1 protein-coding gene and 2 pseudogenes are annotated in these 1,717 nt (G+C 73.0%); all 3 read right to left on the reverse strand.

Going from position 1 to position 1,717, the window contains the following annotated elements; translation table 11 throughout:
* A pseudogene (locus tag AB0G02_RS30970) lies at positions 1-199 on the reverse strand (hypothetical protein); the annotation flags it as partial.
* A gap of 16 nt (positions 200-215) precedes the next feature.
* Positions 216-1,451, reverse strand: a complete 1,236-nt coding sequence (locus AB0G02_RS30975; RefSeq protein ID WP_360801049.1) for an adenylosuccinate synthetase — start codon at positions 1,449-1,451, stop codon at positions 216-218.
* Positions 1,451-1,717, reverse strand: a pseudogene (locus AB0G02_RS30980) (hypothetical protein); the annotation flags it as partial. The gene AB0G02_RS30975 and the pseudogene AB0G02_RS30980, both read right to left, overlap by 1 nt.

The raw sequence follows: 1,717 nt of genomic DNA on the forward strand, positions 1-1,717 counted from the left end.
GTTCGCCGGCGACCTCGCCCTGCCCGGCGTCCTGCTGGGCAAGGGCGAACGGCTGCGCGACGCCGCCCGACGCGCGGTCGTCGACAAGCTCGGCGAACGGTTCGAGGGCGCGGGGTGCGATGCCGAGGAGCACGGCGCGTGCGGTGGGGTCGAAGCGCAGGGCGAGGACGTCCACCGACACCGGGGTCGACTCGATCATGGGTCGATTCTCGCAGTCAGCGCCGGGCCGGTGTGCGCACGGTGTAGTGGGCGCGGTCGGGTCCGGCGCCGGTGACGAGGACCGGGAGGCCGAGGTGCTCCTCCAGCCACGCGACGGGGTCCGGCAGGTCGACGAGGGTCGGTGTGCGGTCGGTGAGGACCGCGGTGAGGTCGGTGGTGGGCAGGGGTGCGTCGTAGGCGGTGGCGACCTTGAGCCGGTCGGCGTCGAGGTGCGTGACGGCCAGTGCGTCGATCCCGCCGCAGGCGGTCACGGCGTGGCGCAGCAGGACGGCGTCGAGGTGTCCGGCACGCCAGGAGCCCTGGTAGTGGCCGGTGTCGTTGTGCCGTTCCGGGAACCTGGTCAGGACGTCGTGGTCCTCGGTGGGGAAGGGGCCCGCGCCGTGGCGGGTCTGGTAGGTCCGGGTCACGCCGAGCACGGTGGCGTGGCGGTGTCCCAGCAGGGCCTTGGCGTTGTCCGGGGTGACGGTGGACCACGTGGTGTGGGGGTGGAACCCGTGGTGCTGGTCGAGCAGGACGCCCTGGGCTCCTTCGAACACCAGGGGGCCGCGGTCGGCCAGGCGTCCGACCTCGTCGCCGGTCGTGGTGCGGACGGCGGCGGCGAAGTCGCGGTAGAGCGACACGAGGTCGTCCACCCGGTAGCGGTCTCCGACGAGTGGTTCGTAGAAGCGGGCCAGGGCGTCGAGCTTGCGGCGGAGGACGGCGGGGTGGTCGCAGTCGCCGACGGTGGGCGCGGGTCCGGGCACGCCGATGACCTCTTGGTGTTCCACGACGTCACCGGGTTCGGCGTGGCGGTCGGTGAGCAGGCTGTACCAGGTGGTCTCACCGATGCCCTTGCCGCACGACCCGTGGCGGGCGGGTCCGCGGGCGTCCTCGCGGGCCCGGTTGGCGGCGACGTGGATGGGGGTGGTGAGCAGGGCGTCGGCGTCGATCGAGAGCAGGCGCAGCGGGTCGGTGACGCCGAGCGCTTCGAGTGCGCGTGCTTCGCCGGCCAGGGCGATCGGTTCGACGAGGACGTGCCGGGAGAGGTGGGTCGGCACGCCCGCGAGCGTGCCGGACCCGAACTGGCTGAAGGTGTGGTGCCGGTCGTCGACGACGACGTTGTGCGCGGCTTGGGCGCCGCCGTTGAACCGGACGACCGTGGTCACCGGGTGGTCGTGGCACAGGGCGTCGACCACCGCTCCCTTGCCCTCGTCCCCGAAGCCGAGGCCGACGACGATGGTGTGCCCGTCCATCAGGTGAGCGTGACGTCGTCGCGGCCGTCGAGCAGCGGGGGAGCGGCCGAGGTGGCGAGTGCCTTGCCCCTGGCGTGGACGAGGGCCTTGCCGACGGCTTCGCTCTCCGCGGCCGAGCCGATCTCGGCGAGGTCGACCATCGCCTGGTCGAGGTCGACGACCCGTTCCTCCATCCCGATGGTGGCGGCGATGAGCTCGCAGACCGCGCCGGGGTCGTCGAGCTTGAGGAAGCGCTGGCCGAGGAGGTCGCGCCAGTGGTCCGCGAT

The sequence above is a fragment of the Actinosynnema sp. NPDC023658 genome (assembly GCF_040639995.1).
Taxonomy (GTDB): Bacteria; Actinomycetota; Actinomycetes; order Mycobacteriales; family Pseudonocardiaceae; genus Actinosynnema.

Excerpts from the sequence above, each read along its gene's own strand:
- AB0G02_RS30975 (WP_360801049.1), bottom strand. The coding sequence starts at position 1,451 with ATGGACGGGCACACCATCGTCGTCGGCCTCGGCTTCGGGGACGAGGGC.